This window comes from Pseudonocardia alni, from assembly GCF_002813375.1.
GTDB lineage: Bacteria > Actinomycetota > Actinomycetes > Mycobacteriales > Pseudonocardiaceae > Pseudonocardia > Pseudonocardia alni.
This window is the reverse complement of record NZ_PHUJ01000003.1, coordinates 2,923,618-2,938,189: the sequence shown is the minus strand read 5'-3', so window position 1 is coordinate 2,938,189 and position 14,572 is coordinate 2,923,618. Positions and strand designations below refer to the sequence as shown.

At 72.9% G+C, this 14,572-nt stretch carries 14 protein-coding genes; 13 read left to right on the top strand and 1 reads right to left on the bottom strand.

Going from position 1 to position 14,572, the window contains the following annotated elements:
• The first annotated feature begins 64 nt into the window (after window positions 1–64).
• From ATL51_RS14555 to ATL51_RS14520, 8 genes are all read left to right on the top strand, one after another.
• Entirely contained in the window at window positions 65–772 is a 708-nt protein-coding gene (locus tag ATL51_RS14555) for an RNA polymerase sigma factor (RefSeq protein ID WP_100878894.1), read from the top strand.
• The gene (locus ATL51_RS14550) at window positions 769–1,380 is read left to right on the top strand and encodes an Asp23/Gls24 family envelope stress response protein (RefSeq protein WP_157818363.1); all 612 of its coding nucleotides are present in this window, start codon (window positions 769–771) and stop codon (window positions 1,378–1,380) included. Before ATL51_RS14555 ends, ATL51_RS14550 begins: the two co-directional genes overlap by 4 nt.
• Window positions 1,381–1,583: 203 nt before the next feature.
• Window positions 1,584–2,531: an acyl-CoA desaturase gene (locus ATL51_RS14545; protein WP_100878892.1), complete on the top strand. Its 948-nt coding sequence runs from the start codon at window positions 1,584–1,586 to the stop codon at window positions 2,529–2,531.
• A 58-nt stretch (window positions 2,532–2,589) separates the two neighbouring features.
• The gene (locus ATL51_RS14540) at window positions 2,590–2,898 is read left to right on the top strand and encodes a YciI family protein (RefSeq protein ID WP_073576920.1); all 309 of its coding nucleotides are present in this window, start codon (window positions 2,590–2,592) and stop codon (window positions 2,896–2,898) included.
• 159 nt (window positions 2,899–3,057) lie between these two features.
• Complete coding sequence (locus ATL51_RS14535) at window positions 3,058–4,593, top strand: acyl-CoA synthetase (protein WP_100880715.1); 1,536 nt, start codon at window positions 3,058–3,060, stop codon at window positions 4,591–4,593.
• Window positions 4,594–4,626: 33 nt separating this feature from the next.
• A complete protein-coding gene (locus ATL51_RS14530; protein WP_073576727.1) occupies window positions 4,627–5,625 on the top strand; it encodes an LLM class flavin-dependent oxidoreductase in 999 nt (332 codons plus the stop codon).
• An 81-nt stretch (window positions 5,626–5,706) separates the two neighbouring features.
• Window positions 5,707–7,659, top strand: coding sequence for an acetoacetate--CoA ligase (locus ATL51_RS14525; protein WP_100878891.1), 1,953 nt, complete (start codon window positions 5,707–5,709; stop codon window positions 7,657–7,659).
• 2 nt (window positions 7,660–7,661) lie between these two features.
• Entirely contained in the window at window positions 7,662–8,408 is a 747-nt protein-coding gene (locus tag ATL51_RS14520) for an LLM class flavin-dependent oxidoreductase (protein ID WP_100878890.1), read from the top strand.
• Between the two features lie 12 nt (window positions 8,409–8,420).
• Here the strand turns inward: ATL51_RS14520 and ATL51_RS14515 are convergent, their stop codons facing one another.
• Window positions 8,421–9,416: a PaaX family transcriptional regulator gene (locus ATL51_RS14515; RefSeq protein WP_073576724.1), complete on the bottom strand. Its 996-nt coding sequence runs from the start codon at window positions 9,414–9,416 to the stop codon at window positions 8,421–8,423.
• 170 nt (window positions 9,417–9,586) lie between these two features.
• Between ATL51_RS14515 and ATL51_RS14510 the strand changes: the two genes are divergently transcribed.
• Genes ATL51_RS14510 through ATL51_RS14490 form a run of 5 tightly spaced genes read left to right on the top strand, consistent with a single transcriptional unit; the run spans window position 9,587 to window position 14,559 of the window.
• Window positions 9,587–10,507 carry a transporter substrate-binding domain-containing protein gene (locus ATL51_RS14510; protein WP_073576723.1) on the top strand — a complete coding sequence of 307 codons (921 nt, stop codon included), beginning with the start codon at window positions 9,587–9,589 and terminating at the stop codon, window positions 10,505–10,507.
• The gene (locus ATL51_RS14505) at window positions 10,504–11,397 is read left to right on the top strand and encodes an amino acid ABC transporter permease (RefSeq protein WP_073576722.1); all 894 of its coding nucleotides are present in this window, start codon (window positions 10,504–10,506) and stop codon (window positions 11,395–11,397) included. The genes ATL51_RS14510 and ATL51_RS14505 overlap by 4 nt, the downstream gene beginning before the upstream one ends.
• Window positions 11,394–12,170, top strand: coding sequence for an amino acid ABC transporter ATP-binding protein (locus tag ATL51_RS14500; protein ID WP_100878889.1), 777 nt, complete (start codon window positions 11,394–11,396; stop codon window positions 12,168–12,170). Before ATL51_RS14505 ends, ATL51_RS14500 begins: the two co-directional genes overlap by 4 nt.
• Window positions 12,167–13,312, top strand: coding sequence for a CapA family protein (locus ATL51_RS14495; protein WP_073576720.1), 1,146 nt, complete (start codon window positions 12,167–12,169; stop codon window positions 13,310–13,312). Before ATL51_RS14500 ends, ATL51_RS14495 begins: the two co-directional genes overlap by 4 nt.
• Window positions 13,309–14,559: a CaiB/BaiF CoA transferase family protein gene (locus tag ATL51_RS14490; protein WP_073576719.1), complete on the top strand. Its 1,251-nt coding sequence runs from the start codon at window positions 13,309–13,311 to the stop codon at window positions 14,557–14,559. The genes ATL51_RS14495 and ATL51_RS14490 overlap by 4 nt, the downstream gene beginning before the upstream one ends.
• Window positions 14,560–14,572: the final 13 nt, after the last annotated feature.

Here is a 14,572-nt window from a genome sequence, read left to right as displayed (position 1 = left end):
GTTGCGCGCGTGGGCGCACTGCTCCGCCGGGCGGGATGTTCGTGTCTACGCAACGATCGTCCGCATGTCCGTCGCTCCTGTCGACGGCTCGGGGGCGTCGGCGCACTCGGCACCGCAGCAACGAGTTCCCGAGGCCGACAGGTCGGCGTCGACCATCCCGCCGGAGGTACGGAGCCACGTGGCGCACGACAGCCGGCCCCGCCCCGTCCCGGCGCGGCGTGGGCCCCGTCCCGAGCGGCTCGACCACCAGGCCGACGACTGGCTCGTCGGCAAGGCCCAGGAGGGTTCGCTCGACGCCTACGAGGCGCTCGTACGGCGACACCGCGACCGCATCTACCGGATCGCCCTGCGCATGCTCGGCAACCCCGACGACGCCGAGGACGTAGCCCAGGAGGTCGTCATCCAGCTGTGGACGGCGCTGGCCGGATTCGCGGGCACGAGCCTGTTCACCACGTGGCTCTACCGCATCGTGGTGAACCGTTGTCTGGGCACGATCAGGCGTCGCCGTGAGGACACACCCCTGACCGATCCCGACATCGTCAGTTCGCCGGGCGCCGACGCCCAGGTGATGGCCAGGAACAGGCTCTCGGCGGTGCTGGCGGCGGTCACCGGTCTCCCACCTGAACAGCGGGCCCCCGTCGTGCTGGTGGACATCGAGCAGCTGGGCTACGACGAGGCCGCCGCCATCCTCGGCGTCTCCGAACCGACCCTGCGCGGCCGTCTGTACCGAGCCCGCCGCCGGCTCGCCGACACCATGCGGGAGTGGGCATGACCGAGCACGACCAGCCCGACCACACCGACCGTCGGGACCGGGACACCCTCACCTGCGGCAGGTCGGTCGACACGCTGCTCACCCAGGTCGCCGACGGCCGCGGTGCCGACCGTGACGTGCACCAGCAGGGCTGCGTGCACTGCCAGGCGGCTCTCGCGGAGTACGACCGGCTGTTGTCACCCCTGCGCGACCTGGCCGCCGAGCAGGTGATCGCGCCCGAGGGGCCGATGGAGGAGGCGCTCGCGCGCATCCGCAGCGCGATCGACGACAGCGACTACGCCACCGTCCGCACTGCCGACGGGCTCACCCGCGTCGCCGCGCGGGTGGTCGTCGCCGCTGCGCGGCACTCCGCCGAAGGTGTTCCCGGTGTCCGCGTCGCCCTGAGCCGTGACCTGTCCGGCCGCCGCGACTCGGACTCCGAGGTCACCGCAGGCGTCGCCGGGGCGAGCACGGCCCTGGAGATCACCCTCGCCGCGGACTTCGGACGCCCGCTGCACCAGCTCGCCGACGACGTCCGACGGGCCGTGGTCGCCACGGTCCGCCACCTCACGGACCTCGAACCCGTCCAGGTCACCGTGCTCATCGACGACGTGTTCACCGAACCCTGAGGATCGCGGTGACGTACGCCGCCCGCCCGATCGCGGGATCCCCGGTGAGCTGTTCACCGGGGAGCGGACGGTCACGTCGTCGTCGCAGGTTCTGCTCACGGGGGTACGGGATCGAGCGAACGGCCCAGCCGAGGAGATCCCCCCTCCCACACAGGGGGGCCAGCCGGACTGTGCCGGCGCCGGTCACCCGATGTAGTGGAGCCATGACAACACTCGACGCCGCGCCGGCTCCCACGAAGAGCGGGCCCGCACCCGTCCTGGACGGGAAGCGCCCGCAGGGGGAGATGTTCCTGGTGGGGCTCTTCGTCGTCCTGCCGACCCTGGCGCTGCTCGCGGCCGTCCCCCTCGCCTGGAGCGTGGGCTTCCTCGGCTGGACCGACGTCGTGCTGGCTGTCGTCTTCTACTACGTGAGCTGCCTCGGCGTCACGGTCGGGTTCCACCGGTACTTCACCCACGGCGCGTTCAAGGCGAAGCGCCCGCTGCGGATCGCGCTGGCGATCGCGGGCAGCCTGTCGCTGCAGGGCAGCGTGCTCGACTGGGTCGGCGACCACCGCCGGCACCACGCGTTCTCCGACAAGGAGGGCGACCCGCACTCGCCGTGGCTCTACGGCACCGGCCCGATGGCCCTGGTCAAGGGCTTCTGGCACGCCCACCTGGGCTGGCTGTTCCAGCGCGACCTGACCAATATGAAGCGGTTCGCCCCGGACCTGCTGGAGGACCGCGACATCGCCCGAGTCGACAAGGCGTTCCCGCTGATCGTCGTCGCGAGCCTGCTCGGCCCGGCACTGCTCGGCGGTCTGATCACGATGTCCTGGTGGGGTGCGCTGACCGCGCTGTTCTGGGCGGGCTTCGTCCGCGTCGCGGTGCTGCACCACGTCACCTGGTCGATCAACTCGATCTGCCACATCTGGGGCGAGCGCCCGTTCGCGGCGCGTGACCGGTCCGCCAACGTCTGGTGGCTGGCCCTGCTGTCCTGCGGCGAGTCCTGGCACAACCTGCACCACGCCGACCCGACCTGCGCCCGGCACGGCGTGAAGAAGGGCCAGATCGACATCTCCGCCGTGGTCATCCGCGGTTTCGAGAAGGCGGGCTGGGCGACGAACGTCCGCTGGCCCACCACCCGTCGCCTGGAGCGCCTCGCGGCGAAGTGACGACGGACGGCGACGCCGACGGTGGCCCGTCGGCGTCGTCGCGTGCGAGGATCGCGGTGTGGCCACGACTTTCGCACTGATCTACACCTACACCGACGACACGGAGCTCCGGGACGCCACGCGTCCGGCCCACCGTGACTACCTGCGCCCCCTCGCCGAGGACGGGACGATGCTCGTCGCCGGCGCCTGGGCCCCGGGTGAGGCCCCGGGCGGCCTGCTGATCTTCCGCGTCGAGGACCGGGCCGCCGTGCAGGCGATCGTCGATGCGGACCCGTTCTCCACGGCCGGCGTCGTGGCCCGCGCCGAGATCCGCGAGTGGGCGCCGCCGCTGGGCCCGCTGGCCGGGGCACTGACCGGGCAGGCGTAGGCACCACCCCCCGCACCACGACGGCGGACGGACCGGGACCACTCCCGGGCCGTCCGCCGTCGGCGTTCCCCACCCCGGTCGGGCAGGAATTCTTGACAACTGTCCAGATTCCCGCCACGGTCGTCGCTGTCCGCAACGGTGCAGATCCGGGGAGCCGCGATGTCGCTGACCTTCTACCTCGACAAGGGCGCCTCCCTCGATCCCGCGGCCCCCTGTCTGACCCTCGACGGCACGACGCTGTCCTACGGCGACGTCGTCGAGCTCTCGCACTCCGTCGCGCGGGCGCTGCGCCGCTCCGGCGTCGCGCCGGGGGACAAGGTCGGCATCCTCTCGGCGAACGACCCGACCGCGTTCTCCTGCGTGTTCGGCATCGCCCGCGCCGGCGCGGTGTGGTGCCCGATCAACCCGCGCAACGCGGCGGGCGAGACCGCCGAGCTGCTCGACCTGTTCGACTGCACCACGCTGATCTACCAGCCCTCCTTCGACGGCCTGGTCGCCGAGATCGCCCCGGACCTCCCGCAGCTGACCACCCTCGTGCGTCTCGGTGACCCCGGCCCCGACGGTCGTGCCGAGGCCTTCGACGCCTGGCTCGACGCCGCCCGCGACGACCCGTCCGCCGAGGCGGCACCGCCCGACGAGATCGTGGCGCTGGTCGGCACCGGCGGCACCACCGGGCGTCCCAAGGGTGTGCTGCTGACCGACCGCAACGTCGAGACGATGTCGGCGATCACGCTGATGAGCTATCCGTTCGGCGAGCGGCCCGTGTACCTCGCGCTGGCGCCCCTGACCCACGCCGCGGGCGTCCTGTGCTTCCCGGTGATGGCTCGCGGCGGCGAGGTCGTGATCATGGCGAAGCCCGACGTCGGCCGGTTCCTGGAGCTGATCGAGGCGCACCGGGTCACGCACACGTTCCTGCCGCCCACGCTGATCTACATGGTCCTCGGCCACGAGGCTCTCGACGCGACGGACCTGTCGTCGCTGCAGTGCTTCTGGTACGGCGCGGCCCCGATGTCGGTGGCCCGGCTGACCGAGGCGCTGGACCGGATCGGGCCGATGGCGCAGCTGTTCGGCCAGTCCGAGGCCCCCATGATGATCTCGACGATGTCGCCCGCCGAGCACCGCCGCGCCGACGGGAGCGTCGCCACCGAACGGCTGGCCTCGGCCGGGCGGCCGTCGCCGCTGGTCACCGTCGCGATCCTGGACCAGCAGGGCCACCCGGTCCCGCGTGGTGAGCGCGGCGAGATCTGTGTGCGCGGTTCGCTGGTGATGGCGGGCTACCACCGCAACCCCGAGGCGACCGCGGAGGTGTCGGCGCACGGCTGGCACCACACCGGCGACATCGGCCTGCTCGACGACGACGGGTTCCTGCACATCGTCGACCGGGCCAAGGACATGGTCATCTCCGGTGGGTTCAACGTGTACTCCGCCGAGGTGGAGCAGGCCCTGATGGCGCACGACGCCGTCCGGGACTGCGCGGTCGTCGGGCTGCCCGACGAGAAGTGGGGCGAACGGGTCACCGCGGTGGTCCAGCCCCAGCCCGGTGCCGAGATCGACACCGAGGAACTGGTCGCGTTCGTCAAGGCGCGCATCGGCTCCGTGAAGGCCCCCAAGCAGGTCGAGCTCTGGGCCGATCTTCCGCGCTCGACCGTGGGTAAGGTTCTCAAGAACGAGATCCGCGTCATACTCTCCCGTTAGCGACCCTGGCATGCCGCAAGGAGGCAGCATCACATGAAGCTCGCTCTGTACCTCCCCAACTTCCGCGACCTCGTCACGGTCAAGGAGCTGGAGGACCTCACCGCGCTCGCCGAGGAGCTCGACTTCGACTCGGTCTGGACGCTCGACCGGATCGTCGTCCCCGAGAAGTCCGACCGGCAGGAGCTGCAGTACTCCTTCGGCATGATGGACGGGCTGCCGAACGGGCTGCCGGTGTCCTCGCGCGGTCGGTGGTTCCAGGGCTACCCGCTGATCCCGTGGCTCGCCGCGAAGACCACCAAGGTCCGCATCGGCATGAGCATCATCGACACGCCGTTCCGCTCGCCCGGCGTCCTCGCCGCGGAGCTGGCGACCATCGACCACCTCGCCGGCGGCCGGCTCAACGTCGGCGTCGGCTCCGGCTGGATGCCCGAGGAGTTCGCCGCGGCGAGCGCCACGGACATCTTCCCGAGGCGCCACAAGCACGTGCGCGAGTCGATCGAGATCATGCAGGGCATCTGGGACAAGGGCGCCGACCACTACGAGTTCCACGGCGAGTTCGCCGACTTCGACGCCTGCGGCTTCGGGCACAAGCCGCTGCAGGACCCGCGCCCGCCGATCTTCATGAGCGGCCTCAAGGACCCGCTGCGCTCGGCGCGCCGGATCACCAAGTACGACCTCGACGGCTGGATCGGCATCCAGGACTCGCCCGAGCGCCTCGCCCAGTGGATCACCGCCATCGACGAGCAGTTCGAGGAGATCGGCAGCCCGAAGCGGGCCAAGGACCTGGAGATCTGCTCGATGATCTGGACGGTCATCACCGACGAGGAGGTCGACCAGACCGTCAACGGTGTCGCGTCGAACCTGCTGGTGGGCACCGAGAAGCAGCTCACCGACCGGCTCAAGGCGTACAAGGAGGCGGGCATGACCATGCCGCTGATCTGGCCGCCGTTCGCCGACGTCCCGGTGTCCAAGACGCTCGACGACCTCAAGCGGATCAAGAACGACATCATGCCGAAGGTGCTCGCCTCCTGAGCACCCCGAGCCGGGTGTCCCTCGGCGACCCCGCCGTGGGCTGACCGCGGCACCGCACCGCGTCCCACGGAGGAGACACCGATGACCGACGTCCTCTGGAGCCCGTCGGCGGAGCGCATCGAGCAGTCCGCGCTGCGCGCCTACCTGGACTGGCTGGCCGAGCGGGAGGGCCGTCCGTTCGACGACCACGACGCCCTGCACACGTGGTCGGTCGCCGACGTCGACCGGTTCTGGCGCTCGGTCGTCGACTACTACGACGTCGCGTTCTCGACGTCGTGGGAACAGGTCCGCACCGCGGACGACATGCCGCACACCCGGTGGTTCACCGGGGCCCGGCTGAACTGGGCCGAGCACGCGCTGCGCCGCGGCGCCGACGACGACCCCGCCCTGGTGTGCGTGCAGGAGGGCGGGGCGCCCGCCCGGGAGATCACCCGTGGCGGGCTCCGCCGGTCGGTCGCGGCCGCCGCCGGCTGGCTGCGCCGGGCCGGGGTGCGCCCCGGGGACCGGGTCTGCGCCTACCTGCCCAACACCGAGCACGCCGTGATCGGGCTGCTGGCCGCGGCAGCGGTCGGCGCGGTCTGGTCGTGCTGCTCACCGGACTTCGGTGCCGAGGGCACCATCGGCCGGCTCGCCCAGCTCGAACCGACCGTGCTCGTCGTCGCCGACGGCTACCACTGGAACGGCCACGCGGTCGACCGCGCCGACGTCGTCGCGCGGCTGCGGGCCGAGCTGCCGACGGTGCGCCACGTCGTGGCCGTCCCCTCCGTGTTCGACCGGCCGGTGCCGGAGGGCGCGACGCCGTGGGCCGAGCTGCTCGCCGTCGACGCCGAGCCGGAGTTCGCGCAGGTCGAGTTCTCGCACCCGCTGTGGGTGCTGTTCACCTCCGGCACCACCGGCCTGCCGAAGGGTCTCGTGCACGGCCACGGCGGCATCACCCTCGAGGGCCTGAAGTGGTCCGGGCTGTACTGCGGCCTGCGGCCCGGCGAGCGCATGTTCACCTACACCTCCACCGGCTGGGCGCTGTGGAACATGCAGCTCGGGGCGCTCACCCAGGGCGCGAGCATCGTGCTCTACGAGGGCAGCCCCGGCCACCCGCCGGGTGCGGTCTGGGAGGTCGCGGCCCGGACCGGCGCCGACGTCGTCCTGATGGGGGCGGCGGTCGTCACGGCGACGGCGAACACCGGGGTGTCCCCGCGCACCGAGCACGACCTGTCCCGGCTGCGGCACGTCATGGTCAGCGGCTCGGCGCTGCCGCCCGCCGGCTACGACTGGCTGTACTCCCACGTCCGCTCGGACATGCGGATCGACTCGACCAGCGGCGGCACCGACGTCTCCGGCTCCTTCGTCGGCGCGAACGAGTACTCGCCGGTGCGGGCCGGGCGGATCGGCGGTCGCCTGGCCGGCGTCGACTGCGCGGCCTGGGACGACGACGGGAACCCCGTCGTCGACGAGGTCGGTGACCTGGTGGTCCTCCAGCCGATGCCGTCGATGCCGGTGCACCTGTGGAACGACCCGGACGCCGAGCGCTACACCGACTCCTACTTCGACACCTGGCCCGGCGTGTGGCGGCACGGGGACTGGGTGACCCTGCACGCCGACGGCAGCGTCGCCATCCACGGCCGCTCGGACTCCACGCTCAACCGGCAGGGCGTCCGGCTGGGCAGCGGCGACTTCTACGACGTCCTCGACACGATGGAGGAGATCGACGAGGCGCTGGTCGTCGGCGTCGATCTCCCCGACGACGAGTACTGGCTGGGCCTGTTCGTCGTCCCCGCGCAGGGTCACACCCTCGACGACGACCTGCGGGCCACGATCGTGTCCGCCCTGCGGTCCCGGCTGACGCCGCGGCACGTCCCGGATGAGATCGTCGAGGCGCCCGCGGTGCCGCACACGCTGAGCGGGAAGCGGCTGGAGGTCCCGATCAAGAAGCTGATGGCGGGCCGTCCGCTGGAGAGGGCCGCGAACCTGGCCTCGGTCGACGATCCGGACGCACTGCGCTGGTACGCCCGGTTCGCCGCGGACCGGCGGGCGTAACGGTGCGCCTCGGCGCGACGCTCGCGCACCTGTCCGACGCGCCGCCGTACCCGGTCGCCGGGTGGGCCCGGCGACTCGCCGGTGCCGGTTTCGCGCACCTGTGGGCGCCGGAGATCATCGGCCGTGGACGGCTGGTGCCCGACCCGTTCGTCGCGCTGGCCGTCGCGGCCGGGGCCACCGACGGCGTCGGCCTGTCGACGGGCACGGTGCAGGTCCCGCTGCACCACCCGGTCGAACTGGCCCACCGGATGCTGTCGCTGCAGGCGGTCTGCGGGGACCGGCTCGCGTTCGGCATCAGCCCCGGCTCCACCCGCGCCGACTACGCCGCCCTCGGCCGCGACCACCGCGGTCGTTTCCGGATGTTCGACGAGAACGTGGTCCGGCTCCGTGACCTGCTGGAACGTGGTGGTGATGCCGACGCCCGGCTCGCCGACCCGCCGGCCACCCGGCCGCCGCTGCTGCTCGGCTCCTGGGGTGCGAACGTGGAGAAGGCCGCCCGCGGCTTCGACGGTTGGCTCGCCTCCGGCTACCGCACCACGCCCGACGAGATGGTCGAGGCCCTCGGCCGCTTCCGGGCCGCCGGGGGGCGACGTGCGGTCGCCTACGCCCTGCCGGTGCCCGCGGGTGCCGACCTCGGTCGCCTCCGCGACGACCTGGAGCGCTACGCCGATGCGGGGTTCGACGACGCCGTCGTGGTGATCGGGTCGGGCGGCCCGGACCCCGACGAGGTCCGGGCGCTGCTGCCATAGCGCGGTGCCCGCTCAGGCCGACGGCCTGCCGCGGCCCACCTCGTCGAGCCTGCGCTCGCGGACCGCCTGCTCGAACGGGGTGTCGCCCCGTGCCCGCCGGTCGCCGAGCTCGGAGTACAGGCGCGCGATGCGGGCGCTGTCGTGGTGCGAGGCCAGCTCGGCGAGACCCGGGTCGACCTCGGCGAGTACCTGCCGGAACCGGTGCTCCGCCAACGGCCCGAGCCGGTCGTAGACCTCGATGAACAGCCGTTGCGCCTCCGGCCGTGCCCACCCCGCCGGGAGCATGACCGCGGGGAGGTCGGGGTCGCGCTCGGGGAAGGTGCGCCACGCCACCCGCAGCTCGGTGCGGATCCGCAGCGCCTCGGCCGGGCCGATCCGGCCCGCGGCGAGGCCGTCGCGCAGCGGTGCGTAGATCCGGACGAACTCCGCGTACTCGGCGGCCAGGCCCTCCACGTCGAACGCCGACGCGGGCCCCCCGCCGTGCGGGCCGCCGGGCACCTCGGTCGCCCGCAGGACGGTCGCCCGACCGATGCCGAGCTCGGCGACGAGGTCGCGGGCGGGCCCGGCGAGGTCGTGCGGCGAGACCCACAGGCCGTCGTACAGGGCGGCGAGCCCGAGTACCCGCAGCCGGGAGCGCAGCGCCGTGCGGATCTCGCGTTCCTGTTCGGGCACCGAGAACGCGACGACGGTCCACCGGCCGTCCCAGGGCGGCGCGGACGCGCCGAAGACCAGCATCCGGTGGGTCCGGTGCACGATGACGTCGCTGGTCCGGGGCGGGATGCCGTAGGCCGTGGTCCGGCCGGCGCGCGAGGTCGTCAGCAGCCCCTTGGCGGCGAGCCGCCGCATCGCCGCACGGGCGTTCTCCCGGCCGATCCCGAACTCGGCGAGCAGCCGGACCAGCGCGGCGGACGGGATGTGCTCGTCACGCCAGTACCAGTAGTCGCCGAGCAGCGAGGTCAGCAGCAGCTGTGGCTCCGCCCGTGTGCGCCCGTCGTCCGGCATCGACATCCCTCCCGCGGGGGAGCGTACGTGTCGCCCGTCGGTCTTCCGCAGAGCGGAAAGGAGGTGTTGTCATAGGCGACACCTCGTGCGACGCTCGTCGCTGTCGACGTCGGCAATGATCGTGAACCGCCGACCGGCCCACACATGGCACGACCCAACGCAGGGAGTACCTCGCCATGCGCCACACCCGCCCACGCCGTCCCCGTGTCCTGGGCCTCGGCGTCCTGTCCGCCTCGGTGCTGCTGCTCGCCGGCTGTGGGATCGGGGGCTCGGGGGACCCCGCGGAGACCCCGCTGCCACCCGGCGCGAACGCCGAGCTGCACGCCGCACTGCCCGACGCGGTCAAGGAGGCGGGTGTCATCCGGTTCGCCGGCGACTCGCATCCGCCGTACCGCACGGTCGCCGGTGACGGCAGCATCACCGGTATCGACCGGGACTTCCAGGACGCCCTGGCCCGGGTGCTCGGCGTTCGTACCGAGACCGTGGTCGTCGACAGCCTCCCGGCCGCGCTGCAGGGGATGCTGGCGGGCCGCTACGACGCCTTCAACGGACCCGTGAAGGTCACCGCCGAGCGCGAGCGGCAGTTCGACACGGTCACCTGGATGACCACCAGGACCTCCTACGTGGTTCCCGCCGACTCGACCCTGGACGTGCAGGCCGCCGACGACCTGTGCGGCCGGCGGGTCGCCGTGACGACCGCGAGCGTCGTGGAGGAGCAGCTGCGGCTGCTCTCCGGGTACTGCACCCGTACCGGCAGGCCGGAGGTCACCTCGATCGGGCTGGCCGACACCAACGCCACCCTGCTCGCCGCCCGGTCCGGCCGGGCGGACGCCGCCGGGATGACCCAGGCGGCCGCGATCGACGTGACCGCACAACAGCAGGGCGTCTACACCTACGTCACGCAGACCGAGGAGCAGGGCGCCACCGTCGACAAGCTCGCGCTCTACGTCCCGAAGTCCGAGGAGCTCGGGCCGGTGATGCAGCGGGCGTTCGAGGAGCTGTTCCGGGACGGCACCTACGCCGGGATCATGTCCCGCTGGGGCCTCGACGACGTGACCGTCCCGGCGCCGGAGCTGAACGCGGGGACCACGCCGTGACCGTCACCGCGCCGCCGTCGACCAGCGGCCCCGGAACGCACGACGTCGCGACCGCCCGTCCCCGGTCCCGCCCGTGGCGCTGGGTCGCCTCGCTGCTGCTGGCGCTGGTCGTCGTCCGCATCGTCGTCTTCCTGGTCGGCAACGAGCGGTTCCAGTGGGACGTCGTCGCCGCGAACCTGTTCGCTCCCGCGGTGCTCCGGGGCCTGGTCACGACCTTGTTGCTGGCGGTCGCCGCGATGGTGATCGGGTCGTTGCTGGGCGGCCTGCTCGCCGCCGCGCAGCTGTCGGACCTGGGGCCGGTCCGCTGGGCCGCCACCGTCTACGTCGGCGTGTTCCGGGGCATCCCGCCGCTGGTCCAGCTGATCTTCTGGTTCAACCTGGCCTACCTGGTGCCGCGGATCTCGATCGGCCTGCCGTTCGGCCCGACCCTGGTGTCCTGGGACGCCAACGACGTCATCACCCCGCTGACCGCGGCGGTCATCGGGCTCTCGCTCGTCCAGTCCGCCTACATGGCCGAGATCGTGCGCGCCGGGATCCTCGGCGTCGACCACGGGCAGCGCGAGGCCGCGGCCGCGATGGGCTTCACCCCGGCCCAGACGTTCTTCCGGATCGTCCTGCCGCAGGCGATGCGGGTCATCATCCCGCCGTCGGGGAGCCAGTTCATCACGGTCGTGAAGGGCACCGCGCTGGTGTCGGTGATCGCGATGAACGACCTGCTCAACGCGGTGCAGATCATCTACAACCAGACCTACGAGATCGTCCCCAACCTGCTCGTGGCCTGCATCTGGTACCTGGCCGTCGTCACGCTGCTCACGGTGGCGCAGCGACGGCTGGAGCGCCGGTTCGCCCGCGGGCACGTCCGGACGGCCGCGGCCGGAGGTGCCTCGTGAGCCCCGTCCTGCACCTGCACCGTGTGACCAAGCGGTTCGGGTCGCACGCCGCGCTCGACGGCGTCGACCTCGACGTGGCCGAGGGGGAGGTCGTCGTCGTGATCGGACCCTCGGGGTCGGGCAAGTCGACGCTGGTCCGCTGCGTCCACCAGCTCGAGTCCCTCGACGCCGGCGGGATGTACCTCGACGGCGAACTCCTCGGCTACGCCGAGCAGCGCGGGGGGCTGCGCCCGCTCAGCCCGAAGGGCGTCGCCGCCCAGCGCCGCCGGATCGGCATGGTGTTCCAGCAGTTCAACCTGTTCCCGCACTTCGACGCGCTGCGCAACGTCACCGAGGCGCCGCGGCGGGTGCACGGCCGGTCTGCCGCCCGGGCCCACGAGGAGGCGGTCGCGCTGCTGGAGCGGGTCGGTCTCGGCGACCGGTTGCACCACTACCCGCGCCAGCTCTCCGGGGGGCAGCAGCAGCGCGTGGCGATCGCCCGTGCGCTGGCGACCCGGCCGCGGATCCTGCTGTTCGACGAGCCCACCTCCGCGCTCGACCCGGAGCTGGTGGAGGAGGTCCTGGGCGTCCTGCGGACGCTGGCCGCCGACGGCCTGACGATGGTCGTGGTCACCCACGAGATGGCCTTCGCCCGCGAGGTCGCGGACCGCGTCGTGTTCATGGAGGCCGGTCGCGTCGTCGAGATCGGGCCGCCCGCGCAGGTCTTCGGGAACCCGTCGAGCGAACGGCTGCGCGCCTTCCTGTCCCGCCACACCCGGGAGGTCCCCGCATGAGCACACCGGTCACCGTCGCCGCGGTCGGGGACCTGATCCTCGACGAGCCCGACCCCGCGTCGTTCCTCGCGCCGGCCGCCGCGCTGCTCCGCGCCGCCGACCTGACTGTCGGCCACGTCGAGGTCCCGCACTCCACGACCACGGCGCAGGTGTCCACCGACGTCCCGGCCCCGCCGGCCGACCCGGCGGCGCTCGGTGCGCTGGCCGACGCCGGGTTCGACGTCGTCACCCTGGCCGGCAACCACGTGTTCGACGCGGGCGAGGTCGGTGTGACCGACACCGTCGCCCACGCACGCCGGGCCGGGCTGCTCACCGCCGGCGCGGGAGCCGACCTCGCCGAGGCCCGCGCGCCCGCCGTCGTCGAGCGCGGCGGCCTGCGGATCGGGGTGCTGTCCTACAACTGTGTGGGTCCGCGCGAGTCCTGGGCGACCTCCCGCAAGGCGGGCTGCGCCCCGGTGCGGGTGCTCACCCACTACGAGCTCGACCACGCCAGCCCGGGCGGGCCGCCGCGCGTCTACACCTTCGCCGACCCCGACTCGCTGGCGGAGATGACCGACGACGTCGCCCGGCTGCGTGCCGAGGTCGACGTCGTGCTGGTCGCGCTGCACAAGGGCGTCGGCCACACCCCGGCGGCGGTCGCGATGTACGAGTCGCCCGTCGCCAGGGCTGCCGTCGACGCCGGTGCCGACGCCGTGTTCGGCCACCACGCGCACATCCTGCGCGGCATCGAGGTCTGGCGCGGGAAGCCCATCTTCCACGGACTCGGCAACTTCGTGACCGTCACCCACGCGCTGACCCCGGCGTCCGGCGGGGACAGCGCCGAGCGGGACGAGTGGGCCCGGCGCCGCACGGAGCTGTACGGCTTCGCCCCCGACCCGGACATGCCCTTCTACCCCTTCCACCCCGAGAGCCGCGACACCGTCGTCGCGACCTGCCGGTTCGACCGCGGCGGGCTCGTCGAGGCGGGGATCGTCCCCTGCCGGATCGACGACGCCGGTCGTCCCGTCCCGCAGGGACCGGACTCCCCCGTCGTGGACTACGTCCGCGACATCACCACCCGTGCCCGGCTGAATGCCCGCCTGGTCCGCCGGGGCGACGACTGGCTCGTCGCCGGGGCGGGCTCGTCCGAGGAGACAGCGTGACCGAGAACGCGACCGCCCAGCCGCTCGCCGGCCGCACCGTCATCGATCTGACCACCGCACTCGCCGGCCCCTACGCCACCCTGCTGCTCGCCGGGCTGGGCGCGACCGTGATCAAGGTGGAGAACCCCGCCACCGGCGGCGACACCTCCCGCAACAACGCCCCCTACCTCGGCCGGGACGGCCTGGCGCTGTCCCGCCTGCACGACGACGACATGTCGGTGTCCATGCTGCTGCGCGGCCGCGGCAAGCTCAGCGTGACGCTGAACCTGAAGGACCCGCGGTCCAAGACGGTGTTCACCGACCTCGTCCGGCACGCCGACGTGCTGGTCGAGAACTACTCCCCGGGGGTCACCTCGCGGCTGGGGATCGACTACGCCGCGGTCCGCGAGATCAACCCGGCTCTGGTGTACACCTCGATCAGCGGGTTCGGCGCCCAGGGCGGTCCGGGGTCGGGCAAGGCGATGGACGCGATCATCCAGGCCCTGTCCGGGGTGATGATGACCGCGGGCGAGCCCGGCGGTGACCCGGTGCGGTTCGGGCTCCCGGTCGGGGACCTGCTCGCCCCGCTGTACGCCGTGGTCGGGACGGTGTCGGCGCTGCTGCAGACCGAGCGCACCGGACAGGGCCAGCACGTCGACGTGTCCATGCTGGGCGCCCTCACCTCGCTCGTGGCCTGCGAACCCTTCGACGCCTACGACGCCGTCGGGCTGGAGCAGCGCACCGGTGCGATGGTCCCGCGGCTCGCCCCGTTCGGCATCCTCCCCGCCGCGGACGGCCACGTCGCGCTCTGCGCGCCCACCGACGCCTTCGCCCGCGGCGTGCTGCGCGCGATGGGGCGCGCGGACCTCGTCGACGACGAGCGCTACCGCACGCGGGACCGCCGGGTGGAGCGCGCCGACGAGCTGCACGCGCTGATCGCCGCCTGGTGCCGGGACCTGCCCCGGGCCGAGGTGATCGCGCGGCTCACCGCCCAGGGCGTGCCCGCGGCGGAGGTGCGCGACCCCCTGGAGGCCGTCCGGGACCCGCTCGTGCGCGAGCGCCGGGAGGTCGTCCCACTCACCCACCCGCGGCACGGCGCGGTGGCCGACCTGTCCGCCACCGGGATGCCCATCGTGTTCTCCGGCTCCGACGTCGGGCTCGACGGCCCCGCGCCGGAACTCGGCCAGCACAACGACCGCGTGTACCGCGAGCTCCTCGGCTACGACGCCGACGACGTCGCCGCACTCACCGCCGACGCCGTCATCTGACCCGGAGGTTCCC

Coding starts and splice junctions, on each gene's coding strand:
- ATL51_RS14510 (WP_073576723.1), top strand. CDS start 9,587: ATGCGCCACACCCGCCCACGCCGTCCCCGTGTCCTGGGCCTCGGCGTC.
- ATL51_RS14495 (WP_073576720.1), top strand. CDS start 12,167: ATGAGCACACCGGTCACCGTCGCCGCGGTCGGGGACCTGATCCTCGAC.
- ATL51_RS14530 (WP_073576727.1), top strand. CDS start 4,627: ATGAAGCTCGCTCTGTACCTCCCCAACTTCCGCGACCTCGTCACGGTC.
- ATL51_RS14555 (WP_100878894.1), top strand. CDS start 65: ATGTCCGTCGCTCCTGTCGACGGCTCGGGGGCGTCGGCGCACTCGGCA.
- ATL51_RS14545 (WP_100878892.1), top strand. CDS start 1,584: ATGACAACACTCGACGCCGCGCCGGCTCCCACGAAGAGCGGGCCCGCA.
- ATL51_RS14550 (WP_157818363.1), top strand. CDS start 769: ATGACCGAGCACGACCAGCCCGACCACACCGACCGTCGGGACCGGGAC.
- ATL51_RS14525 (WP_100878891.1), top strand. CDS start 5,707: ATGACCGACGTCCTCTGGAGCCCGTCGGCGGAGCGCATCGAGCAGTCC.
- ATL51_RS14535 (WP_100880715.1), top strand. CDS start 3,058: ATGTCGCTGACCTTCTACCTCGACAAGGGCGCCTCCCTCGATCCCGCG.
- ATL51_RS14515 (WP_073576724.1), bottom strand. CDS start 9,416: ATGTCGATGCCGGACGACGGGCGCACACGGGCGGAGCCACAGCTGCTG.